The organism is Pandoraea sputorum (assembly GCF_000814845.2).
Taxonomy (GTDB): Bacteria; Pseudomonadota; Gammaproteobacteria; order Burkholderiales; family Burkholderiaceae; genus Pandoraea; species Pandoraea sputorum.
This window is the reverse complement of the sequence record NZ_CP010431.2, coordinates 3,267,347-3,289,458: the sequence shown is the minus strand read 5'-3', so window position 1 is coordinate 3,289,458 and position 22,112 is coordinate 3,267,347. Positions and strand designations below refer to the sequence as shown.

Below are 22,112 nucleotides of genomic sequence, written 5' to 3'. Positions count from 1 at the left end.
CCATGTGGCAAATCGCCGGCATTCTCACGGTCTCGCTGAACTGGCTGAACTGGCCGGGATGGCTCGACTGGATGGACTGGTTCGATTTGCCGGACGGCTTTGGCCTGTTCGACTGGCTGGTCTGATGACCGGTCCGGCCGCACGTCTGATATTCCCGGAATTCGTTCGTCATGCGTAATCGTTCCATCATGCGGCACCTGCGTCTGTGGCAATGGCTGCTGCTGGTCGTGGCATTTCTCGTCTGGTATGTCCTCACCAGCCCGACGCTACTGCCTGCGTTCTATTTCGATAGCCCCGACAAAGCGGCTTTCTTCTTTGGGGAGCCGCAGAAGGTGCTGCTCCAGATCTGGCAGTGGTTCGCCAGCGGGGAGATCTATCTGCATCTGGGCGTCACGTTGCTCGAGACGGTGCTGGCGTTCGCCATCGGTACCGTGTTCGGGCTCGGGGTGGGGCTCTGGCTGGCGCTTTCGCCGAGCGCCGGCGCTTTGCTGGACCCGTACATCAAAGCGGCTAATTCCATGCCCCGCGTGATTCTCGCGCCGATCTTCGGCGTGTGGTTCGGGCTCGGTATCTGGTCGAAGGTGGCATTGGGCGTGACGCTGGTGTTCTTCATCGTCTTCTTTAACGTCTATCAGGGCGTCAAGGAAGTCAGCCCGGTGGTGCTGGCCAATGCGCGGATGCTCGGTGCCAATCAACGTCAGTTATTGCGCCGTGTGTATTTGCCCAGTGCAACCAGTTGGGTGTTCTCCAGTCTCCATAACTCGGTCGGACTCGCGTTCGTCGGTGCGGTGGTGGGCGAGTATCTGGGGTCGTCGCGTGGCGTCGGCTACCTGATCTTGCAGGCCGAAGGCACGTTCGATATCAATGCGGTGATTGCCGGGGTGCTGATTCTTACGGCCTTTGCGCTGGCGCTCGATGGGCTCGTCGGTGTCGTGGAGCGCCGTTTGCTGGTCTGGCAACCGCAAGCCGGAGAGACCGAAAAAATGTAACCGGATTTGACGGAATGACGCCATGAGGCGGGCGGGGCGCAATACCACCGATGCCTTGATGGCGTCATATCCGAGCACCTTTCCTCGGTTACAATTGCCGCATGCGAATCCTGCTCAGCAACGACGATGGGTATCAGGCGCCGGGCCTGGCCGCGCTCTACGAAGCGTTGGCGCCGCTTGGCGACATTACCGTGGTGGCGCCCGAACAGAACTGTAGCGGTGCGTCTAATTCTCTGACCCTGCAACGGCCGCTTTCTGTCTTCAAAGCGCCCAATGACTTCACTTTCATCAACGGCACGCCGACCGATTGCGTCCACGTGGCGTTGACCGGGCTGCTCGACGAGCGGCCCGATATCGTGGTCTCCGGCATCAACAACGGCCAGAACATGGGCGAAGACACGCTGTACTCCGGTACGGTGGCAGCGGCGACCGAGGGCTTCCTGTTCGGGATCCCTTCGTTCGCCTTCTCGCAAGTCAATAAGGGCTGGGATCATCTCGACAGCGCAGCCCGTGTGGCGCGCGAGGTGGTCGAGCGCTATATGGAGCGGCCGCTGGGCGCGCCCTTCTTGTTAAACGTCAATATTCCCAATTTGCCGTACGAGCGCCTCAAAGGCGCGCTGTCGACGCGTCTTGGGAAGCGACATCAATCGCAGCCGGTCATCCGTCAGGTGAATCCGCGCGGCGAAGCGATTTACTGGATCGGTCCGGCTGGCGACGCGCGCGACAGCAGTGAAGGCACCGACTTCCATGCCGTGGCGCACGATTACGTCTCGGTCACCCCCTTGCAACTGGATCTCACGCATACCGCACGACTTGGTGTCGTGCACGATTGGCTGGCCAGCGCAGGGGTGGCCCAACGATGACGACACCGCCGAAGCGTTTTCCTCTCCCTCTGGCCGAAGTCATGACCCGCCGGCAGCGCAAAGCGCCGGTGCTCGATAAGGCGTCGCGCGCGAGCCCGGCCGGTGCGCCGCCTGCCGCGATGACGCGTGGTACGTCGCAGGCGAATCAGGGAAGTGGGAAGGCGCCGACCGGCGGTAACAGTAACAATTTGCGGGTGGCGTCGACGCCTATGGCGGGCGCGTCTGCCCGACCGACGGGTGCACAGACCTCGCACACGGTTGTGCCGAAGGGGTTGGCGCGTCCGGCCGTCGCACCGCACGCGCAACCGGCACCGCATGCCGCGCATGCCTCGCATGCCGTTAAGCACGCACCGAAGCCGGTGGGCAAGGCGCACGGCGCGGGTGTCGCCCAGAAGGGCGGTGCCGTTGGTGGCGTCGTGGGCAAAGCCACAGTCAAGACAATGACGAAGGCGGCCACGGCGCCCATCGGGTCGGCCAAGCCTTCAGCGGGCGTAGGCGCAGGGGCCATGGTGCGTACGAATACCGCGTCGGTCCTGAATTCGCCTGAGGGCATCGGACTGACGTCGGAGCGCGTGCGTGCACGCATGGCTGAACGCGTCGCGGCATCGGGCGTCAAACACCCGGGCGTGCTGGCGGCGCTCGCCACAGTGCCACGTCATGGTTTCGTCGACGCCGCGCTCGCCAATCAGGCTTACGAGGACGCAGCGCTTCCCATCGGTCATGGGCAGACGATCTCGAAGCCCTCGGTCGTGGGGCGCATGATCGAACTGCTGCTCGCGGGCGGACGTCCGCTGGAAAAGGTGCTGGAAATCGGCACCGGATGTGGATATCAGGCGGCGGTATTGTCTTGTGTTGCGCGGGACGTGTACTCCATTGAGCGGGTTCGTCCGTTACATGAACGTGCCAAAGCCAATCTGCGTCCGTTGCGCGTGCCGAATATTCGCCTGCATTACGGCGACGGGCGGCTCGGATTGCCTGCGGTAGCGCCGTTCGACGGTATTGTGATCGCTGCCGCCGGTCTGGAAATTCCGGACGCGCTGGTCGATCAGTTGGCCGTCGGCGCACGGCTTGTCGCCCCAGTGGGTGGCGAGCAACAAATTTTGACCCTCATCGAGCGCATCGGTGCGCGCCAGTGGCGCGAGACGCAGCTTGATAGGGTGTTATTCGTCCCCTTAAAATCGGGCATCATTTAAGCCCGTCGGGTCTATTCTGCGGAGGAATTGAGTGAATTTGCGAGCGGGTTTCCAACAACGCGTCGCCAGTGTCCTGTTGCTGAGCATGCTGGCAGCGTGCGCATCGCGACAAGTCGGGGCGCCGGTCGTCGACCGTACCGTAGGCGGTACGACGACCGACAGCAGCTTGCCGGGCGCGACTGCGCCGGTGATCGACAATACGCCGGTGCCGCCGGGTTTCTACCGCGTCAAGCCGGGTGACCGCCTATATCGCATCGCGCTGGAGAACGGGCAGAACTACCGCGATATCGCGCGCTGGAACAACATCCAGAACCCGGATCAGATCGAGGTCGGTCAGGTATTGCGCGTGAAGCCGCCTGCCGGCGACACCGGTACGCCGCTGCCGCCGCCGGTGGCCAGTACGCCACCAACCAATGGCAGCAGCCCGGCCGCTGTGCCGCCTGCCGTGGTGCCGCCCCCCGCGACGTCGTCGAACGCGACCGCGCCTTCCGCGGTCTCCAGCGGTGCGCTGCAATTGTCGTGGCCGGCCAACGGCACCGTGATCGGTCACTTCGACGACTCGAAGAACAAGGGTGTGAATATCGGCGGCAAGGTCGGTGAATCCGTCTTCGCCGCAGGTGCGGGCAAAGTCGTGTATTCGGGGGCGGGTCTGCGCGGCTATGGCAATCTCGTCATCATTAAACACGACGGCACCTTCTTGACGGCGTATGCGCACAACAGCAAACTGTTGGTCAAGGAAGGCGACTCCGTAACGCGGGGTCAGAAAATTGCCGAAATGGGTAACTCGGATGCAGATCGCGTGATGCTGCACTTCGAGGTGCGTAAAGATGGCAAGCCTGTGGATCCGGAGAAGTATTTGCCGCCTCGATAAAAAAGGCAGGGTCGAATGCTCAAGAGAAAGCGTCGCACTTCGCAAGAGGAAGACCTCGCTGTCCCGGAGTCCGATCAGGAAGCAGACGATCGGCCGTCCCGGGAGGAAGAGGACGTGGACGACGCTTTCGACGAGCGCGAGGCGGAGGATGACGACGCCTCGTCATCCGATGGCGGGGAAGAGGGTTCGTCCTCTTCCGCCACCGGGCGCAAACGCAAGTCCGCCGACGCCGACGACTTCGGCACCGTGCTGCAGGCCGAACTCACGGCCGACACCGTTCAGCACTATCTCAATCGCATCAGTGTCAAACCGCTGCTAACGCCTGCTGAGGAGCTCGACTACTCCACGCGCGCGCAAGCGGGCGAGTTCGCGGCGCGTCAGGTCATGATCGAGCGCAATCTGCGGCTCGTCGTGAGCATCGCCAAGGGATATCTCAATCGCGGCGTACCGTTGCTCGATCTGATCGAAGAGGGCAACCTCGGTCTGATGCACGCCATCGAAAAGTTCGATCCGGGGCGTGGATTCCGTTTCTCGACGTACGCTACCTGGTGGATCCGTCAAAGCATCGAGCGCGCCATCATGAATCAGGCGCGTACGGTGCGTTTGCCGGTGCACGTCATTCGGGAACTCAATCAGGTGTTGCGCGCGAAGCGTCACCTTGAGAAGAGTGCCGCTTATGTCGATGGTGGCGAGCAGCGTGACGCGCGCATCGAAGACATCGCCGATCTGACGGGGAAGACGCCCGAGGAAATCACCGACATCCTCGCGCTCAACGAGCATGTGGCGTCGCTCGACGCTCCGCTTGAAATCGACCCCGGCAGCAGTCTGCTCGATCTGCTTTCCGACGACCGCAGTGAGGCGCCGGAACACGAGGTCCAGCATCGTGAGCTGGAAGACCTTATGCGGCTATGGTTGTCGCGTCTGTCGACCAAGCATCGCTATGTCATCGAACGCCGTTTCGGACTCAACCGTGTCGAGCCTGCGACACTGGAAGAACTGGCCGACGAAATGGGCCTCACGCGTGAGCGCGTGCGCCAGATACAGCAGGAGGCACTCGTAAAGCTCAAGCGCTATTTCGCCTCGAACGGCGTGCGCAAGGACGCGGTGCTCTGATATTCGGTACGTCGCTGTTGTGCGCGCGGCCGTCACTTGCTGCTCATTCCTCTGATGCATCGGCGTCGAATGCCGACGTTTTCTGATTTTTTCTTCTGATTTTCATCATGCCATCTCCCGTTCTCGTCTTCGATATTGAAACGATCCCCGATGTCGATGGCCTTCGCAGGCTCGAGCCTGCGTACGCCGGGCTGTCGGACGACGCCGTTGCCGAAGCGGCGTTTGCTGCTCGTCGCGAAAAAGTGGGGCACGACTTCCTGCCGCTGCATTTGCAGCGCGTGGCAGCGATCTCCTGCGTCTTTCGCGACCGCGACGGCTTTCGTGTGAAATCGCTGGGCACGCTGGAGGACGGGGAGGGGGCGCTGGTGTCCGGTTTCTACCGCACCATCGAAAAGTACGCCCCGCAACTCGTGTCGTGGAATGGCGGCGGTTTCGACCTGCCGGTGCTGCACTATCGCGCCATGATTCATGGGATTTCCGCGCCGCGATACTGGGACCTGGGCGAGGACGACCGCGAGTTCAAATGGAATAACTACATCAGCCGTTATCACCAGCGCCATCTGGACCTGATGGACGTGCTCGCCATGTATCAGGCACGCGCAAACGCACCGCTGGACGATCTCGCCAAACTGTGTGGTTTCCCGGGCAAGCTCGGCATGGACGGCAGCAAAGTGTGGGAGGCGTATCGCGACGGTAAACTCGAAGAGATCCGCAATTATTGCGAGACCGACGTGGTGAATACGTATCTGGTCTATTGCCGGTATCAGCTAATGCGCGGCGGCCTGCGTCAGGCTGAATACGAGCAGGAGATCGAATTTGTGAAACGCTCGCTCGAGCAGGAGCCTGCTGCACACTGGAAGGAGTATCTCGGCGCCTGGGGGTGATCCGTCGCACTTTCTTCCACTTACACGAATTGGGCGGGGCGGCAAACATTCGCCGTGTCTCACATGCGGACGAATCGATTAAAATGCCGGGTTTGCTGTCGCATATGAGAACAAAGACGTGACCCGCTCCTCCCGAAACTCCTCGCGCGGCCGGCCCAGTGCCGAGCCCGGCATCATCGAAATCGAATCGCTCGACATGGAAGCGCGCGGCGTTGGCCGCGCCGCCCCTGAGGGCGAGCCGGGTACGCCGGAATTCAAGCCCGGCAAGGTTATTTTCGTCGAAGGCGCACTGCCTGGTGAGCGCGTCACGTATCTGAGCTATCGCCGCAAGCCCAAATTCGAGCAGGCAGAAACGGTGAGCGTGCTTCGGTCGAGCCCGATGCGCGCCAAACCGCAATGCCCACATTTCGGCAAATGCGGCGGCTGCTCGATGCAGCATCTGGAGCCGCGCGCGCAGATCGCCATTAAACAACGCGTTCTTGAGGACAACCTCGCCCGACTCGGGAAAGTTAAAGCCGAGGCGATGCTGCGTCCGATTCAGGGCCCGGACTGGGGCTACCGCTTCCGCGCTCGCCTGACGGTGCGCTACGTGCCCAAGAAGGGCGGTGTGCTCATCGGTTTCCATGAGCGCAAGAGCAGTTACGTCGCCGATATGGATTCGTGCGAAGTGTTGCCGCGTCACGTATCGGACATGCTGGTTCCGCTGCGTCGCCTGGTCGAATCATTGTCGATTCGTGAGCGTCTGCCGCAAATCGAACTGGCGATCGGTGCCGATGTCACGGCACTCGTGCTGCGCATTCTCGAACCGCTGACGCCGGCGGACGAAGACGTTCTTCGTGCCTTTGCGGATGCAAATCACGTCCAGTTCTGGGTTCAGTCCAAGGGGCCAGACACGGCCGTGCCGTTCTATCCGCTCGAACCGGAACTCCATTACACGCTGCCGGAATACCAGATCCGGATGCCGTTCAAGCCGACGGACTTCACGCAGGTCAATCATCAGATCAACCGTGTGCTCGTGCATCGTGCCCTGCGTCTGCTCGCACCTCAGTCGAACGAGCGCGTGCTCGATCTGTTCTGTGGGCTGGGCAACTTTACGTTGCCGCTGGCGCGCCGTGCTGGCACGGTGATGGGCATTGAGGGCAGCACGGCATTGACCGAGCGTGCGCTGGCTAACGCGCAACGCAACGGCGTGGCCGAACGGACGGAGTTCGCGTGCCGCAATCTGTTCGATATCACGGCGGACGATATGCGCGCGCTCGGTGCATTCGACCGCTATCTGATCGATCCGCCGCGCGAGGGAGCGCTGGCGGTGTCGAAGGCGCTGGCCGAACTGGCGCAACAAGGATATGAGGGGCTGCCTAAGCGTATCGTGTACGTCTCTTGCAGCCCGGCAACCCTCGCGCGCGACGCCGGTTTGCTGGTGCATGAGGCTGGATATCGTTTGACGCTTGCGGGTGTCGTCAACATGTTCCCGCACACTTCGCACGTGGAATCGATGGCCGTTTTCGAGCACGAGAGCATCGGGCAGCCGTGGGTGCCGCGCGTGCGCATGTCGGACGGGGCGGAGGATGTCGTCGAGGGTGCTGCCGACGAGGGTGTCGAAGCGATTGCCGGTGCAGTCGGTGGAGAGGGTGTGATCCACGAGAACACCTGAGTATTCGCGGAAGGGCCCGGCTGGATAGGCCGGGGCACTCCGCGCCGGGCGGGCGACGGCTAGCCGCGAATCCGATTCCCCCAAAGAAAAAGCCAGTCCCGAAGGACTGGCTTTTTTTGTTGCTGCTGGCTCGCCGCTTAGTTGCGGTTGCCGCCGAACACGCCGAGGATGGCGAGCAGGTTGGTGAAGATGTTGTAAAGATCGAGGTAGATCGCGAGCGTCGCGGTGACGTAGTTCGTTTCGCCGCCATTCACCACGCGCTGCACATCGAACAGGATGTACGCCGAGAAGATTGCGATGGCGAGAACCGAAACCGTCAGCATCAGTGCCGGAAGATGCAGCCAGATGTTGGCGATCGAGGCGAGCAGGATCACGATCACGCCCATGAACAGCCACTTGCCCAGGCCGCTGAAATCGCGCTTGCTGACCGTGGCCACCGTTGCCATCACGGTAAAGATCACGGCCGTGCCGCCGAACGCCAGCATGATGAGCGATGCGCCGTTCGAAAAGCCCAATACGAAGCTCAGCAGACGCGTGAGCATCAGGCCCATGAAGAACGTGAAGCCCAGCAGCAGTGCCACACCGACGCCGCTATTCTTGAAGCGCTCGATCGCGAACATGAAGCCAAAAGCAATCGCGAGGAACAGGATCACGCTGACCATCGGGCTGCCCGCGAACAGCGCGAAGCCGTAAGTCACACCCAGCCAGGCGCCCGCAATCGTCGGCAGCATCGACAGTGCGAGCAGCCAATACGTATTACGCAGCACCTTGTTGCGCACCTGTGCGGTCGCGACGCCCCCCGTTCCGCCGTAGCCGAAGCGTTGGAAATCCTGGTTCATATATTGTGTTCTCCGTGGTCGTTATGCCTGTTGGCGGGGCCGGCAGGCGCCTGATGACGCATACGATGACCGGCAACCCTTGCCGGCGAATCCCCCGCAGCCGTTAGTCTGGCTTGTCGTCGAAGTGCAAGGATACCGAAATCTCCCGCGCAAAGCGCTCGGACGATTCTTGAAATCTCGGGGCAAAAGTCCCAATTTCAATCGGCCGTTACGCCCGCCAACCCTCCTATCGAGGGAAGGTGCCGGAATCACACCCTTGTGTCAACTTCGCGAAAAGCCGGATCGTCCCGGCCGTCCTGCGTTTGAGCGGTACGCGCGCTATAGGTTCCATCCCCATCATAACAGCCTTCGTGCTACAATTATGGGTTCATGTTGGTTATATAACTGCTTAATTTTTTGGAGTTTTTCATGGCAGTCGAACGCACTTTGTCGATTATCAAGCCCGATGCCGTTGCTAAGAACGTGATCGGCCAGATTTACAGCCGCTTCGAAGCCGCCGGCCTGAAGATCGCCGCTGCCAAGCTGGTGCACCTGTCGCGCGCCGAGGCCGAGCAGTTCTACGCCGTTCACAAGGAGCGTCCGTTCTTCAAGGATCTGGTCGACTTCATGATCTCGGGTCCGGTGATGATCCAGGCTCTGGAAGGTGAAAACGCCATCGCGAAGAATCGCGAACTGATGGGCGCCACCGACCCGAAGAAGGCAGAAAAGGGCACGATCCGCGCCGACTTCGCCGACAGCATCGACGCCAACGCCGTGCACGGTTCGGACGCTGCTGAAACGGCCGCTGTTGAAGTGGCTTTCTTCTTCCCGGGCATGAACGTCTACTCGCGCTAAGCCGCGTATAGTCGCTCAATCGCAGGAAGTTACCGAAGGGATGTTGACGGACCAGGGCCATGACCAACCTTACGAATCTGCTTGATTACGATCCGGACGGTCTGGCCGCCTATTGCGGCACGCTCGGTGAAAAACCGTTCCGTGCTCGCCAGCTCCAGCGTTGGATCCACCAGATGGGCGCCGCCGATTTCGATGGCATGACCGATCTGGCCAAGTCGCTGCGCGAGAAGTTGAAAACGCGCGCGCACATCGCCGCGCCTGCCGCAATCACCGACCATCTGTCGGCGGACGGTACGCGCAAATGGTTGCTGGATGTGGGCAACGGCAATGCCGTCGAGACCGTCTACATCCCTGAGGAGACGCGTGGCACGCTTTGCGTTTCATCGCAAGCGGGCTGCGCTGTCAATTGCCGGTTCTGTTCGACCGGCAAGCAGGGTTTCTCGCGCAATCTGTCGCTTGGCGAAATCATCGGTCAGTTGTGGATGGCCGAGTTCGCATTGCGCCGCGATCTGGGGCGCGAAGGTAAGAACGAGCGCGTGATCACCAACGTGGTGATGATGGGCATGGGCGAGCCGCTGCTCAATTTCGACAATGTGGTCGGCGCCATGCGCCTGATGCTCGACGACAACGCCTACGGGTTGTCGCGTCGCCGCGTGACCTTGTCGACGTCCGGCGTTGTGCCGATGATGGATCGCCTGGGTCAGGAACTGCCTGTGGCGCTTGCCGTCTCGCTGCACGCGCCGAACGATGCGCTGCGCGATGTGCTCGTGCCGCTCAACAAAAAATATCCGTTACGCGAACTGATGGGCGCGTGCGAGCGTTACCTGGAAGTGGCGCCGCGCGATTTCATCACGTTCGAGTACTGCATGCTCGACGGTGTGAATGACACCGAAGCGCATGCGCGCGAGCTTGTCGCACTCACGCGCGACGTGCCGTGCAAATTCAATCTGATCCCTTTCAATCCGTTCCCCGAATCCGGTCTGCTTCGCTCGAAGGATCCGCAAATCAAGCGATTTGCGCAGATTTTGCTCGACGCAGGCCTCGTCACGACGGTGCGCAAGACGCGCGGTGACGACATCGACGCCGCCTGTGGTCAGCTGGCCGGCGAAGTGCAGGATCGTACGCGGCTTGCACAGCGCGGCAAATTCGGGAAAATCGCGGTCGAGGTGCGTAGCGTATGAGGCTGCGCATGAGCAGGCGTGGACCGTGGCGAGGGCCGTCGGCTCCGCACGTGCCATGCCTTGCGTCGGATCAGTCGTGCACTAAAGCATTCCTTGCGCGGGGCGCGTTTCGCGTTCCGCGCAATTTCGTCAGTGACATGCAAAATCGCTCGATGCGCCGCGCAGATCTGCACGCCGCGCGCACGGGAGACGATGTAGCGAAACTGTCGCGAGCATATCCTCAGCCGCTGCGGGCGGCTGCTTACGAACGGGGGCGTATCGATGGATAACCAGAATCAGGCGGATGCGGGCGGGCAATCCGGGGCTCAAGGCCAGGGCTTGCCGCAGGGAGCACCTGCCGGATGGGCTGAGCTGGGTGCGCAAGTGGGTGCGCAACTGGCCGCTTTGCGTGAGAAACGTGGCATGTCCATCGAGGACGTGTCGGCGCGTTTGAAGGTCTCGGTGCAGAAGCTCAAGCGTCTCGAAGCCGGCGAGTGGGATGCCTTGCCTGAAATGCCGTTTATTCAGGGTGTGGTGCGTAGCTACGCGCGCATGGTCGGGGGTGACCCCGAGCCGATGATTGAATCGCTGCGTCGCGTGAGCGGCACGGCGCCGGTCCCGATCGATATTCCGCAACCGCAGTCTGGGCAGCCGAGCATTCCGAAGAGCCCGGTGCGTTTCCGTTCGCCGGTCGCAGCGTCTCAGGCCAAGTGGCCCTGGGCACTGGCTGCGCTGGTTGTGATCGCGGGGGCTGCATGGTACTTCGGCAATGGCCACAAGGCCGGGCGCGGGAGCATCGAGGCGGCTGACCTGGCAAGCGGTGCGTCGGCGCAAGGAGCGGCAGATGCTGCTGAGCCGGCAAGCCAGCCGGTGGTCGCCGACGCCAACGGCACGCCGCCGGGGGCAGAAGGCGGTGCCGCCACGAACGTCGCCAATGCGACGAACAACGGGAATACGGAAAGCACGGTCAATAACGCATCGGCCAGTGCGGCGGCGGCAGGCCCGGGTCTGATCGCAGCGGTCGATCCGACGCACGTGGTCGCCGGGATCGCGAGCGCTGCGGCCGCGACGAGCGTGGCCGCACCCGCGGCGTCGGCCGAGACAAAGGCGTCGAGCGCCGGTGCGCCGGGTAATGGCAAGATTGCGTTGCATCTGAAGGCGGACAGCTGGGTGGAAGTGCGTTCGAAGGACGGCAAGGTGCTGTTCTCCCAACTGATGCGTGCGGGTGCCGAACAGGAAATTACGGGCGATGCGCCGCTCAAGATCGTTGTGGGTAACGTCGCGGGCGTCGAGTCGCTGGAATTCAACGGTCAACCGGTCGAGATCAAGTCCCGCAATGCGGGCAACGTGGCGCGTCTGACGCTCCAGTAAGACCGAAAGAGGGTAATCATGGCTTCTGTAGAATGCATGCCGATCATCGGTGGTCCGGCACCCCGCCGTCAGTCCCGCAAAGTCGGGATTCGTTGGGGCGGTCAACTGGTGACGGTTGGCGGCGATTCGCCGATTCGCGTGCAATCGATGACCAACACCGACACGGCGGACGTGATCGGCACGGCCATTCAGGTCAAGGAGCTGGCGCAGGCCGGCTCAGAACTCGTGCGGATCACGGTGAACACGCCGGAAGCGGCCGCTGCCGTGCCACATATCCGTGAGCAACTCGATCGCATGGGTGTGATGGTGCCGCTGGTGGGCGACTTCCATTACAACGGCCACAAGCTGCTCGCTGACTATCCGGAGTGCGCTGAGACGCTGTCGAAGTACCGCATCAACCCGGGCAACGTCGGGCAGGGCGCCAAGCGCGATACGCAGTTCGCGCAAATGATCGAGATGGCGATCAAGTACGACAAGCCGGTGCGTATCGGTGTGAACTGGGGCAGCCTGGATCAGTCGTTGCTCGCTCGCATCATGGACGAAAACGCCGCACGTGCCACGCCGTGGGACGCGCAGAGCGTGATGTACGAAGCGCTGATCACTTCGGCGCTCGAATCGGCCGAACTGGCGCAGCGCGTGGGTCTCGCGGCCGACAAGATTCTGCTGTCGTGCAAGGTCAGCGCCGTGCAGGACCTGATCGCGGTGTACCGCGAACTGGCCAAGCGTTGCGACTATGCACTGCACCTCGGGTTGACTGAGGCAGGCATGGGCTCGAAGGGTATCGTCGCCTCGACGGCCGCGCTGTCGGTGCTGCTGCAAGAAGGCATCGGCGACACGATCCGTATTTCGCTGACGCCGGAACCCGGCGGCGCGCGTACGGGCGAAGTCGTCGTGGCGCAAGAAATCCTGCAGACGATGGGCCTGCGTGCGTTCGCGCCGATGGTGATTGCCTGCCCGGGCTGCGGCCGTACGACGAGCACGGTGTTCCAGGAACTGGCATCGAATATTCAGACATACCTGCGTGAACAAATGCCGGTGTGGAAGGCTCAATATCCGGGCGTCGAGAACATGAACGTCGCGGTCATGGGTTGCATCGTGAATGGTCCCGGCGAATCGAAGCATGCGAACATCGGCATCAGCTTGCCGGGTTCGGGCGAATCGCCGGCTGCGCCGGTTTTCGTCGACGGCGAAAAGGTGCGCACGCTGCGTGGCGATCACATTGCTGAGGAATTCCAGCAGATCGTCGACGATTATGTGAAGACGCATTACGGTCAGGCGGAAGGTGCAGTGGCCGCCTAAGTCGGCATGCGCGGGCTTGCACAAAGCGCGCCGACACACGGTGAGCAGCGCGTCGCAGGGACGCGGGCAGAACACAAGAGAATATGACTGACGCAAAGAAGAATCGCCTCGCCAAACTGGCCGGGGTCAAAGGCATGAACGACATCCTCCCGCAGGACGAAGCCCTGTGGGAGTTTTTCGAGGAATCGGTGCGCGCCATGTTGCGCGCCTACGGCTATCAGCAGATCCGTACGCCGATCCTCGAGCAGACGCAACTGTTCACGCGCGGTATCGGTGAAGTGACGGACATCGTCGAGAAAGAGATGTACAGCTTCACTGACTCGCTTAATGGCGAACAACTCACGATGCGTCCGGAAGGCACGGCGGCAGCGGTTCGCGCAACGCTCGAACACAATCTGCTGTACGGTGGCCCGAAGCGTTTGTGGTACTTCGGCCCGATGTTCCGTCACGAGAAGCCGCAGCGCGGCCGCTATCGTCAGTTCCATCAGGTCGGCGTGGAAGCGCTCGGTCTGGCTGGCCCGGATGCCGACGTCGAAATCATTCTGATGTGCCAGCGCCTGTGGGACGATCTCGGTCTGACCGGAATCCATCTTCAGCTGAACTCGCTGGGGCAGGGCGAAGAGCGTGCGCGTCACCGTGCCGATCTGATTGCCTATCTCGAAAAGCACGTCGATCTGCTGGATGAAGACGGTAAGCGTCGCCTCTACACGAACCCGCTGCGCGTGCTCGATACGAAGAACCCGGCGATGCAGGAAATGGTCGAAGGTGCGCCGAAGCTCATCGACTATCTCGGCGAAGCGTCGATCAAGCACTTCGAGGGCGTGCAGTCGCTGCTCAAGGCGAACAACATCCCGTTCACGATCAATCCGCGTCTCGTGCGTGGTCTGGATTACTACAATCTGACCGTGTTCGAGTGGGTGACGGACAAGTTGGGTGCGCAGGGCACGGTCGCCGGTGGCGGTCGCTACGACCCGCTGATCGAGCAACTGGGTGGCGATGCTACGCCGGCGTGCGGCTGGGCAATGGGCGTCGAACGTATTCTCGAACTGCTGCGCGAAGATGATCTCGTGCCGCAGGCAGAAGGCGCTGACGTCTACGTTGTGCATCAGGGCGAATCGGCCGTGGCACCGGCGCTGATTGCGGCAGAGCGCATGCGCGATGCCGGTCTGAACGTCGTGTTCCATTGCAGTCCGGACGGAAACAGCAGCAGCTTCAAGTCGCAAATGAAGCGCGCGAACGCCAGTGGTGCCAACTTCGCCGTCATCATTGGTGAGAACGAAGTCGCCTCCGGTACTGCCGAAGTCAAGCATCTGCGTGCCGCCGAGCAGACGAATAACCAGACAAGCGTGCCGTTCGACGGCCTTGCCGAGTATCTGATCGACGCGATCGTCGCCAGTGCTGACGAGAGCGTGAACGAAAGCCTGGCCGATGGCGGCGCAGGCAACGAAACGCTTCATTAATCCACGACGCCAGACACGGAGAACCCCGGCGAATGAGCAGCTATCACGAGGAACAGGAACAGATCGAGAACGTAAAGGCCTGGTGGAAGCAGTACGGCAATTACGTTATCTGGACGCTCGTCATCATCATGCTTGCCTATGGCGGCTGGAACCTGTGGCGCTATTACGAGCGCAAGCAGGCGGTCGAAGCCGGCGTGCTGTACCGCGAACTGGAAACGGCTGTCGACGCGAAGGACAAGGCGAAGGTTGCCCGTATCGCGTCTGATATGGAAAGCAAGTTCAGCGGCACGCCGTATGCGCAGATGACCGCGTTGCTCGCCGCCAAAACGCTGGCCGATGCCGGTGATACGGCCGGTGCGAAGGCGCAACTGCAATGGGCTGCGTCGAACGCCAAGGACGACGAGTACAAGCAACTGGCCAAGCTGCGTCTGGCGGGTGTGCTGCTCGACGAGAAGGCCTACGACGAAGCGCTCAAGATGCTCGACAACCCACCGGCGCCGTACGCTGCGTTGTTTGCCGATCGCCGGGGCGATGTACTCGTCGCCCAGAGCAAGGTGGCCGACGCACGGACCGCTTACAAGCTGGCGCTCGAAAAGCTCGATAAGCAGGATTCGGGCATGCGCCAGTTCGTGCAGTTCAAGCTCGACGCGCTGGGGGCCTGACGCGCGTCGGCATTCCGTTGGCAAGTATTACCCTCCCATAACGCATAACCGGGTACATGATGATCCTTAACGACTTCCGTCGATCGATGCCGCAAACGATGGCCATGTCACAGTCCGAGCAGGTCGCCCAGATGGTTTCGCCGCGCCGTGGCATTTTCAAGCGCGCGAGCACCGCTGTGCTGACGCTGGCAGTGTTGGGCACGCTGGGTGGTTGCGGGCTGTTCGGCAGCAAGCCGGCGCACGAGCCCACGCCGCTCACGGAGATCAAGCAGGCGCTGACCGTCAAGCAGATGTGGACGGCGAGCGTTGGCAAGGCCGGCGCTTACAGCTTTGCGCCGGTTGCCGTGGGCAATGCCGTGTTTGCGGCTGGCGCGAATGGCAGCGTCGTGCGCGTGGATGCGGAAACGGGAGCGTCGACCTGGTCGGCCAAGGCAGATACGAACATCACCGCAGGTCCGGGCAGCGACGGCGAGACGACGGTGGTCGCCACGCATAAGGGCGATGTGATTGCCTTCGATCACGACGGCAAGCAGTCGTGGAAGGCGAACGCCGGCAGCGAAGTGCTGACGGCACCGCTGGTGGGACGTGGCCTGGTGGTGGTGCGTGCTATCAACAACCGTGTGACCGCGTTCGATTCGGGCACGGGTTCGGTGCGCTGGTCGTACTCGCAACCGGCAACGTCGCTTACGCTGCGTACCGGCACCGGCATGGCGTTCGTGGGTGACCGTTCGGTCATTACGGGCTTCCCGGGTGGCAAACTGGTGGCACTCGACGCCAATACCGGCAATCCGCAGTGGATCACGCCGTTGTCGTACCCGAAGGGTGTGACGGAAGTCGAGCGTGTGAATGACGTCACGGGCTCGCCGGTCGTGTTCGGTCGTCAGGTGTGTGGCGCGACGTTCCAGGGCCGCGTGGGTTGCGCCGACGTGCAGACCGGCAACGGTCTGTGGGCGCGCGATTTTTCGTCGCCGAACGGTGTGTCGCAGGACGAGCGTGTCGTGGCTGCGGTCAATACCGATGGCGCCGTGTACGCGTTCAACGCTGCCGATGGCAGTACACTGTGGCAGAACGACAAGCTCAAGTACCGCGACCTGTCGGCGCCCCTGGCGCTCGGCCGTGTGGTGGTCGTGGGCGACAAGCAGGGCTATCTGCATTTCCTGTCTCGCGACAACGGCGAGTTCCTCGCCCGCGTCAAGCTGAGCGGAGCCATCAGCGCGCAGCCGGTCATCGCCGGTCAGACGCTGGTTGTGCAAACCCGCGACGGCAACATTTATGGCTTCCGTCCGGAATAACCGGTAACCGGCAAGCACCCGGGCATTTTCCGGGAACGGCCGGCAGCGCGCCGGCCGTCTTCGTTTTTAGGGCTTATTCATGAAACCCGTGATCGCGCTCGTAGGGCGCCCCAACGTCGGCAAATCGACGCTATTCAACCGTTTGACCCGCTCGCGCGACGCACTCGTCGCCGATATGCCCGGGCTCACGCGCGACCGTCACTATGGCGAGGGGCGTGTTGGCGACCATCCGTATCTGGTGATCGATACCGGCGGCTTCGAACCCGTGGCCAAGGAAGGCATCTTCCACGAGATGGCCAAGCAGACGCGTCAGGCCGTGGTCGAGGCCGATGTGGTGATCTACATCGTGGACGGCCGTCAGGGCCTCACGCCGCAAGACCAGATCATCGCCGACTATCTGCGCAAGACGGGGCGCAAGATCATGCTCGTGGTCAACAAGGCCGAGGGCATGAAGTACTCCGCGGTCGCGAACGACTTTTACGAGCTCGGTCTGGGTGACCCGCTTGCGATTTCGGCCGCGCATGGCGACGGCGTGAAGGAAGTCATCGACGAAGCCATCGCGCCGTTCTATGCGAATCCTGACGAGAACGAAGACGACGATAAGCACGATGGCCGGGTGAAGATCGCCATTGTTGGGCGTCCGAACGTCGGGAAGTCGACGTTGGTCAACACGCTGCTGGGTGAGGAGCGCGTGATCGCGTTCGACATGCCGGGCACCACGCGCGATTCGATTCACATCGACTTCGAGCGTCAGGGCAAGAACTACACGCTGATCGATACGGCGGGTCTGCGCCGTCGGGGCAAAGTGTTCGAAGCGATCGAGAAGTTCTCGGTAGTGAAAACGCTGCAATCGATTGCCGATGCTAACGTCGTGATTCTCATGCTCGACGCGCGTCAGGATATTTCCGATCAGGACGCGCATATCGCCGGCTTTATTCTGGAGTCGGGCCGTGCGGTGGTCGTTGGCGTGAACAAGTGGGACGGGCTGGACGAATACACCCGCGATCAGGCGAAACAGGAATTGGAGAGAAAGCTCAAATTCCTCGGTTTTGCGAACTTCCACTTCATTTCTGCCGCGAAGGCGACGGGCATTGGTCCGTTGATGCGCTCGGTGGACGAAGCGTTCGCCGCAGCGATGACGAAGTTGCCGACGCCGAAGCTCACGAAGGCGTTGATCGAGGCCGTGGAGCACCAGCAGCCGCGGCGTGCGGGCTTCTCGCGCCCGAAACTGCGCTATGCCCACCAGGGCGGCTCGAATCCGCCGATCATCGTCATTCACGGGAACAGTCTGGATGGCGTGACCGATAGCTATCGCCGCTACCTTGAGAACCGTTTCCGCGAAACTTTTAAGTTGAAGGGCACTCCATTACGCATAGAGTTCCGCAACAGTGCGAACCCTTACGCCAAGGGCGAGTGAAAGCCCGCCTGGGGCGGGGTTTTGCTGGCGACGCTAGCAAAATCGGCTATAGTGTGGAAGTCAGGGTGGGAAGCGCGCACACGCCCTGGCTTACGGTCATTTGCTAAAAATACAATGGAGTAACTTATGAGCAACAAAGGGCAACTTCTACAAGACCCGTTTCTGAACGCCTTGCGTAAGGAGCATGTTCCCGTCTCGATCTATTTGGTCAACGGTATCAAGCTGCAGGGAAACATCGAGTCGTTCGACCAGTATGTCGTCCTGCTGCGCAACACGGTCACCCAAATGGTTTACAAGCATGCCATTTCGACGGTCGTACCTGCGCGTCCGGTGAATTTCCATCCGGAAGCCGAGCAGTCCTGATTCAGGCTCGCCCGACCGGGAGTCTCCGGCCGGGCGAATTTCTCTTCCCCGCCGCCCGCTCTTGTCCAACAGTCCCAATTCCCAATCTCAGCGTAGCTTGACCATCAACGCCGCGCTCGTCGGCATCGATTTCGGTAAACTCGATTTCGAAGCCAGTCTCCAGGAACTCGACCTTCTGACGCAATCCGCAGGCGCCAAGCCTGTCGTGACCATTACCGGCCGTCGCCACAGCCCGGACGCCAAGCTGTTTATCGGCAGCGGCAAGGCTGAAGAATTGCGCGACGCTATTGCCGAGTACGACGTCGAACTGGTCATTTTCAATCACGCACTGACTCCGGGTCAGCAGCGTAACCTCGAACACCTGCTGCAACGCCGCGTGGTGGACCGTACCAGCCTGATCCTCGACATCTTCGCCCAACGCGCGAAGAGTCACGAAGGCAAGCTGCAGGTCGAGCTGGCACAGTTGCAGTACCTGTCCACGCGCCTCGTGCGCGCCTGGACTCACCTTGAACGTCAGAAGGGTGGTATCGGTTTGCGTGGTCCGGGTGAAACGCAGTTGGAGACCGACCGTCGTTTGCTGGGCGAGCGTGTGAAGTCTCTCAAAGTGCGGCTCGAGAAATTGCAGCGTCAGCACGATACGCAGCGTCGTGCGCGTCAGCGTAGCGGGACGATGTCGATCTCGCTCGTCGGCTATACCAACGCGGGCAAATCCACGCTGTTCAATTCGATGACGAAGGCCAACGCCTACGCCGCCGATCAGCTGTTTGCAACGCTCGATACGACCTCGCGTCGCGTTTATCTTGGCGATGTCGGGAACATCGTGCTGTCTGATACTGTCGGATTCATCCGCGAGTTGCCTCACCAGTTGGTGGCGGCATTCCGGGCGACGCTTGAGGAGACGGTGCACGCCGACATGCTGCTGCATGTGGTGGACGCGTCGAGTCAGGTGCGCAAGGAGCAGATGGCCGAGGTCAACGCCGTGCTGGCGGAGATCGACGCGGCCGACATCCCGCAGATTCTCGTCTGGAACAAGATCGACGCGGTGCCGGAACTGGCTGCACAAGGGCCGAGAATCGAACGGGACGAGGCCGGGCGCATTACGCGAGTCTTTTTGAGCGCGCGCACCGGTCAGGGCCTCGATCTGCTGCGTGAGGCCATCAGCGAGGCGGTTGTGGCTGGCACTGGTGGGTTACAATCGCAGCTCGAAGCGCCCGATGTCCGGCTCATCGACCGTTGGGACGATGTGCCGCGCGCAGAAGACAGATAACACGAGACGTCGCACCGTGATGGGCGCGTTGCCACGGGGAACACCGGCAGCACGCTTCGACTCGGGTGACGAACTGGCAAGAGACTAGACGGAGGCCGGGCAAGGCCGCCGATCGGCAAACCAGATTCGGGAAACACGCGCGAACCGGCAACATGCGCGCTCCGATACGAGGCGCGCCGGTCGCAACGCCCAACCCGCTTCAGTCACCACGCTTCTACCTATGCTTCCAAGAGCTTTGATGCGACGAGTTGGCTTGATTTTCTCCCTGAACGACCCGCGCTGGGGGCGGGACGGCGGCGGTGATTCGCCGTCCGGCAATCAGGAGTCCAACCGCCCCGATCGGGCGAATAATCCGAATTCGCAGGATCAGAAGGAGCCGCAGCGCGGACCGCAAGGGCCGCAGCAAGATGGCCCCCCTGATCTCGACGAACTGTGGCGCGATTTCAATCGCCGTCTGAACCGTATCTTCGGCCGTAAGAACGGTGGAGGCGGCAACAATGGCGGCTCGAACAATTTCTCCGGTGGCTCGCGTGGCTCGGGTATCGGCGTGGGCGTTGTCGTCGCGCTGGCATTCCTGATCTGGCTGGCCACAGGCGTCTTCATCGTCCAGGAAGGTCAGGTCGGTGTCGTCACCCAGTTCGGCAAGTACAAGTACACGACCACCTCGGGTATTCAATGGCGCTTGCCGTATCCGTTCCAGTCGGTCGAGATCGTCAACATGTCGCAGATCCGATCGGTGGAAATCGGCCGCTCGAACACGATTCGCGATACTGATCTGAAGGATTCGTCGATGCTCACGGGCGACGAGAACATCATCGATGTTCGCTTCGCTGTGCAGTACCGCATCAAGGACGCGACCGAATTTCTGTTCAATAACGTGGACGCCGAATCTTCGGTGAATCTGGCTGCGCAGACGGCCGTGCGCGAGATCGTCGGCAAGAGCAAGATGGACTTCGTGCTCTATGCCGGTCGTGAAGAAATCGCGAACGAACTCGTCACGTCGATCCAGCGCATTCTGGATAGCTACAAGACGGGCATTCTCGTCACGAGTGTGACGATGCAAAGCGTTCAGCCGCCCGAGCAGGTGCAGGCAGCGTTCGACGACGCCGTGAAGGCCGGGCAGGATCTCGAACGCGCGAAGAATGAAGCGCAAGCCTATGCCAATGACGTGATTCCGCGTGCCAAGGGTACGGCGTCGCGTCTGACGGAAGAGGCGGCCGGTTACAAGGCGCGTGTCGTGTCACAGGCGCAAGGCGATGCCGATCGCTTCAAGTCGGTGCAGGAGGCTTACGCCAAGGCACCGGGCGTGATCCGCGAGCGTATGTATCTCGATACGATGCAGCAGATCTACTCGCGCACCACGAAGATCATGGTGGATTCGAAGAACAACAGCCTTTTGTATCTGCCGTTGGACAAGATCATGGAGCGTTCGCGTAGCGACGCATCGTCCCCGGCGCCGGCATCCGGTGCAGGCACGGGGGCTGCGGCAGGTGCGCCTGCCGCGAGCGACAGCAGTGATGTCGACCATGATCGATCGCGCGCGGCACTGCGCAACCGCGACCGCGATTCACGCTAAGGGGATAAGCGCATGAACCGTATTGGAACCGTTATCGTCGCGCTGATCGTTTTGCTGATCGTGCTCGCCTCGACCATGTTCGTGGTGGACCAGCGCCGTTATGCCGTGGTGTTCTCGCTTGGCGAGATCAAGGATGTCTACAACCAGCCCGGCCTGAAATTCAAGTTGCCGCCGCCGCTCCAGACTGTGCTGTATCTGGACAAGCGCATCATGACCATCGACAACCCGGAGCCGGAGCGCTTCATCACGGCCGAGAAGAAGAACCTGATCGTCGACTCGTATGTGAAGTGGCGCATCATCGACCCGCGCAAGTTCTATGTGAGCTTCAAGGGTGATAACCGCCTCGCACAGGATCGTTTGACGCAGCAGATTCGCTCGGCGTTGCAGGAAGCGTTCACCAAGCGCACCGTGACCGAAGTGGTCTCGACGCAGCGTGATCAGGTCATGCAATGGGTGAAGCAGAAGGTGGGCGACGAAGCCGCGCAAGTCGGTATCGAGATTGTCGACGTGCGCATGCGCCGCGTGGACCTGGCCGCCGGTATCAGCGATTCGGTGTATAGCCGGATGGCCGCCGAGCGTAAGCGCGTGGCGAACGAACTGCGTTCGACGGGCGCGGCCGAAGCCGAGCAGATTCGTGCCGACGCCGATCGTCAACGTGATGTGGTGGTCGCCGAGGCGTATGCAAAGGCGCAGCAGGTCAAGGGCGAGGGCGACGCCGTTGCCGCCGGCATCTACGCTCAGGCGTTTGGCCGCGATCCGCAGTTTGCCCAGTTCTATCAGAGCCTTGAAGCGTACAAGGCAACCTTCCGTGACAAGAAGGACGTCATCATCGCCGACCCGAACAGCGACTTCTTCCGATTTATGCGCGGTTCCGGTGGTGCTGGCGCGTCGGCCGGAAAAGCGGGAAAATAGCCCTTCTGACATCCGAGTAGCTGCCACCGCCCGCGTCAACGCGGGCGGTGGCATTTTGGCCGAGCCCTCCTGTGACCAGCAGCACGATAATTC

General features: G+C 61.6%; 20 protein-coding genes and 1 pseudogene. 20 read left to right on the top strand and 1 reads right to left on the bottom strand.

The window, feature by feature from the left end; translation table 11 throughout:
- The first annotated feature begins 2 nt into the window (after positions 1-2).
- The 8 genes and pseudogenes from NA29_RS26345 to rlmD all read left to right on the top strand — a co-directional run bounded on the left by NA29_RS26345 (position 3) and on the right by rlmD (position 7,567).
- Entirely contained in the window at positions 3-125 is a 123-nt protein-coding gene (locus NA29_RS26345; RefSeq protein ID WP_257125701.1) for a hypothetical protein, read from the top strand.
- Positions 126-170: 45 nt separating this feature from the next.
- Positions 171-989: an ABC transporter permease gene (locus NA29_RS14465; protein ID WP_039399094.1), complete on the top strand. Its 819-nt coding sequence runs from the start codon at positions 171-173 to the stop codon at positions 987-989.
- Positions 990-1,090: 101 nt separating this feature from the next.
- Positions 1,091-1,852, top strand: coding sequence for a 5'/3'-nucleotidase SurE (surE, locus tag NA29_RS14460; protein WP_039399092.1), 762 nt, complete (start codon positions 1,091-1,093; stop codon positions 1,850-1,852).
- A 41-nt stretch (positions 1,853-1,893) separates the two neighbouring features.
- Positions 1,894-3,045: a protein-L-isoaspartate(D-aspartate) O-methyltransferase gene (locus NA29_RS14455; RefSeq protein WP_371328935.1), complete on the top strand. Its 1,152-nt coding sequence runs from the start codon at positions 1,894-1,896 to the stop codon at positions 3,043-3,045.
- An 85-nt stretch (positions 3,046-3,130) separates the two neighbouring features.
- Positions 3,131-3,916 (top strand): peptidoglycan DD-metalloendopeptidase family protein, encoded by a 786-nt coding sequence (locus NA29_RS14450; protein ID WP_084104235.1) that lies wholly within the window; start codon positions 3,131-3,133, stop codon positions 3,914-3,916.
- 132 nt (positions 3,917-4,048) lie between these two features.
- A pseudogene (gene rpoS, locus NA29_RS14445) lies at positions 4,049-5,029 on the top strand (RNA polymerase sigma factor RpoS); the annotation flags it as partial.
- A 107-nt stretch (positions 5,030-5,136) separates the two neighbouring features.
- Positions 5,137-5,913 (top strand): 3'-5' exonuclease, encoded by a 777-nt coding sequence (locus NA29_RS14440; RefSeq protein WP_039399083.1) that lies wholly within the window; start codon positions 5,137-5,139, stop codon positions 5,911-5,913.
- Positions 5,914-6,109: 196 nt separating this feature from the next.
- Complete coding sequence (rlmD, locus tag NA29_RS14435) at positions 6,110-7,567, top strand: 23S rRNA (uracil(1939)-C(5))-methyltransferase RlmD (RefSeq protein WP_052252943.1); 1,458 nt, start codon at positions 6,110-6,112, stop codon at positions 7,565-7,567.
- Between the two features lie 137 nt (positions 7,568-7,704).
- Here rlmD and NA29_RS14430 read toward each other — a convergent pair whose 3' ends face one another.
- Positions 7,705-8,406, bottom strand: a complete 702-nt coding sequence (locus NA29_RS14430; protein ID WP_039399081.1) for a Bax inhibitor-1/YccA family protein — start codon at positions 8,404-8,406, stop codon at positions 7,705-7,707.
- A gap of 408 nt (positions 8,407-8,814) precedes the next feature.
- On the opposite strand from NA29_RS14430, the gene ndk reads away from it, so the two are divergent.
- From ndk to hflC, 12 genes are all read left to right on the top strand, one after another.
- Complete coding sequence (ndk, locus tag NA29_RS14425; protein ID WP_039399079.1) at positions 8,815-9,240, top strand: nucleoside-diphosphate kinase; 426 nt, start codon at positions 8,815-8,817, stop codon at positions 9,238-9,240.
- 59 nt (positions 9,241-9,299) lie between these two features.
- On the top strand, positions 9,300-10,421 hold the full coding sequence (rlmN, locus tag NA29_RS14420; RefSeq protein WP_039399078.1) for a dual-specificity RNA methyltransferase RlmN: 1,122 nt from the start codon (positions 9,300-9,302) through the stop codon (positions 10,419-10,421).
- 261 nt (positions 10,422-10,682) lie between these two features.
- Positions 10,683-11,771, top strand: coding sequence for a helix-turn-helix domain-containing protein (locus tag NA29_RS14415; protein ID WP_052252942.1), 1,089 nt, complete (start codon positions 10,683-10,685; stop codon positions 11,769-11,771).
- A gap of 18 nt (positions 11,772-11,789) precedes the next feature.
- On the top strand, positions 11,790-13,070 hold the full coding sequence (gene ispG / locus NA29_RS14410; RefSeq protein WP_039399076.1) for a flavodoxin-dependent (E)-4-hydroxy-3-methylbut-2-enyl-diphosphate synthase: 1,281 nt from the start codon (positions 11,790-11,792) through the stop codon (positions 13,068-13,070).
- An 83-nt stretch (positions 13,071-13,153) separates the two neighbouring features.
- Entirely contained in the window at positions 13,154-14,530 is a 1,377-nt protein-coding gene (hisS, locus tag NA29_RS14405; RefSeq protein ID WP_039399074.1) for a histidine--tRNA ligase, read from the top strand.
- A gap of 32 nt (positions 14,531-14,562) precedes the next feature.
- Complete coding sequence (locus NA29_RS14400; protein WP_039399072.1) at positions 14,563-15,192, top strand: tetratricopeptide repeat protein; 630 nt, start codon at positions 14,563-14,565, stop codon at positions 15,190-15,192.
- Positions 15,193-15,323: 131 nt separating this feature from the next.
- Complete coding sequence (gene bamB, locus NA29_RS14395; protein WP_039403537.1) at positions 15,324-16,484, top strand: outer membrane protein assembly factor BamB; 1,161 nt, start codon at positions 15,324-15,326, stop codon at positions 16,482-16,484.
- 79 nt (positions 16,485-16,563) lie between these two features.
- The gene (der, locus tag NA29_RS14390) at positions 16,564-17,901 is read left to right on the top strand and encodes a ribosome biogenesis GTPase Der (RefSeq protein ID WP_039399070.1); all 1,338 of its coding nucleotides are present in this window, start codon (positions 16,564-16,566) and stop codon (positions 17,899-17,901) included.
- A 126-nt stretch (positions 17,902-18,027) separates the two neighbouring features.
- Positions 18,028-18,264: an RNA chaperone Hfq gene (gene hfq / locus NA29_RS14385; protein WP_010807283.1), complete on the top strand. Its 237-nt coding sequence runs from the start codon at positions 18,028-18,030 to the stop codon at positions 18,262-18,264.
- Positions 18,265-18,361: 97 nt separating this feature from the next.
- A complete protein-coding gene (hflX, locus tag NA29_RS14380; RefSeq protein WP_039399068.1) occupies positions 18,362-19,531 on the top strand; it encodes a GTPase HflX in 1,170 nt (389 codons plus the stop codon).
- A gap of 253 nt (positions 19,532-19,784) precedes the next feature.
- Entirely contained in the window at positions 19,785-21,107 is a 1,323-nt protein-coding gene (gene hflK / locus NA29_RS14375) for an FtsH protease activity modulator HflK (protein ID WP_084103768.1), read from the top strand.
- A 12-nt stretch (positions 21,108-21,119) separates the two neighbouring features.
- Positions 21,120-22,019, top strand: coding sequence for a protease modulator HflC (gene hflC / locus NA29_RS14370; protein ID WP_039399063.1), 900 nt, complete (start codon positions 21,120-21,122; stop codon positions 22,017-22,019).
- The last annotated feature ends 93 nt before the right edge of the window (positions 22,020-22,112 follow it).

Bases quoted from the DNA above. Each gene is read 5' to 3' on its own strand.
- NA29_RS26345 (WP_257125701.1), top strand. From the start codon at position 3: ATGTGGCAAATCGCCGGCATTCTCACGGTCTCGCTGAACTGGCTGAAC.
- NA29_RS14465 (WP_039399094.1), top strand. From the start codon at position 171: ATGCGTAATCGTTCCATCATGCGGCACCTGCGTCTGTGGCAATGGCTG.
- surE (WP_039399092.1), top strand. From the start codon at position 1,091: ATGCGAATCCTGCTCAGCAACGACGATGGGTATCAGGCGCCGGGCCTG.
- NA29_RS14455 (WP_371328935.1), top strand. From the start codon at position 1,894: ATGACCCGCCGGCAGCGCAAAGCGCCGGTGCTCGATAAGGCGTCGCGC.
- NA29_RS14450 (WP_084104235.1), top strand. From the start codon at position 3,131: ATGCTGGCAGCGTGCGCATCGCGACAAGTCGGGGCGCCGGTCGTCGAC.
- NA29_RS14440 (WP_039399083.1), top strand. From the start codon at position 5,137: ATGCCATCTCCCGTTCTCGTCTTCGATATTGAAACGATCCCCGATGTC.
- rlmD (WP_052252943.1), top strand. From the start codon at position 6,110: ATGGAAGCGCGCGGCGTTGGCCGCGCCGCCCCTGAGGGCGAGCCGGGT.
- NA29_RS14430 (WP_039399081.1), bottom strand. From the start codon at position 8,406: ATGAACCAGGATTTCCAACGCTTCGGCTACGGCGGAACGGGGGGCGTC.
- ndk (WP_039399079.1), top strand. From the start codon at position 8,815: ATGGCAGTCGAACGCACTTTGTCGATTATCAAGCCCGATGCCGTTGCT.
- rlmN (WP_039399078.1), top strand. From the start codon at position 9,300: ATGACCAACCTTACGAATCTGCTTGATTACGATCCGGACGGTCTGGCC.
- NA29_RS14415 (WP_052252942.1), top strand. From the start codon at position 10,683: ATGGATAACCAGAATCAGGCGGATGCGGGCGGGCAATCCGGGGCTCAA.
- ispG (WP_039399076.1), top strand. From the start codon at position 11,790: ATGGCTTCTGTAGAATGCATGCCGATCATCGGTGGTCCGGCACCCCGC.
- hisS (WP_039399074.1), top strand. From the start codon at position 13,154: ATGACTGACGCAAAGAAGAATCGCCTCGCCAAACTGGCCGGGGTCAAA.
- NA29_RS14400 (WP_039399072.1), top strand. From the start codon at position 14,563: ATGAGCAGCTATCACGAGGAACAGGAACAGATCGAGAACGTAAAGGCC.
- bamB (WP_039403537.1), top strand. From the start codon at position 15,324: ATGGTTTCGCCGCGCCGTGGCATTTTCAAGCGCGCGAGCACCGCTGTG.
- der (WP_039399070.1), top strand. From the start codon at position 16,564: ATGAAACCCGTGATCGCGCTCGTAGGGCGCCCCAACGTCGGCAAATCG.
- hfq (WP_010807283.1), top strand. From the start codon at position 18,028: ATGAGCAACAAAGGGCAACTTCTACAAGACCCGTTTCTGAACGCCTTG.
- hflC (WP_039399063.1), top strand. From the start codon at position 21,120: ATGAACCGTATTGGAACCGTTATCGTCGCGCTGATCGTTTTGCTGATC.